Source organism: Paenibacillus sp. 01T422, from assembly GCF_056398785.1.
This window is the reverse complement of record NZ_JBFTQB010001656.1, coordinates 1-447: the sequence shown is the minus strand read 5'-3', so window position 1 is coordinate 447 and position 447 is coordinate 1. Positions and strand designations below refer to the sequence as shown.

The 447-nt window shown below is 50.5% G+C and carries 2 rRNA genes; both read left to right on the top strand.

Going from position 1 to position 447, the window contains the following annotated elements:
* Window positions 1-197 (top strand): 23S ribosomal RNA (locus AC1DUA_RS40650); the annotation flags it as partial.
* Window positions 198-329: 132 nt separating this feature from the next.
* Window positions 330-446: ribosomal RNA gene (gene rrf, locus AC1DUA_RS40645) — 5S ribosomal RNA — on the top strand.
* The last annotated feature ends 1 nt before the right edge of the window (window position 447 follow it).

Sequence of the window (447 nt, the reverse complement as noted above, 5' to 3'; positions counted from 1 at the left end):
TTGTCTCGCCAGAGGCATAGCTGGGTAGCTATGTACGGAGGGGATAAGCGCTGAAAGCATCTAAGCGCGAAGCCCCCCTCAAGATGAGATTTCCCAGTATGTAAGACCCCTTGTAGACGACGAGGTTGATAGGTTCGAGGTGGAAGTGCRGCAAYGYATGYAGCTGACGAATACTAATCGGTCGAGGGCTTAACCWATTCCCAACCAAGTGAAGRTAAGCTTTGTAGCGAATTCCGAATACTTGATTGGGGCCCAAAGTAATCCACCTAAATTTCAACTTTACRCAAGTTTCGTATCTAGTTTTCAAGGCGCAAACCACGCTTTGACTGTTTGGTGATGATGGCGGAGGGGACCCACGCGTTCCCATCTCGAACACGACCGTTAAGCCCTCCAGCGTCGATGGTACTTGAACCGCAGGGTTCTGGGAGAGTAGAACGTTGCCAAGCA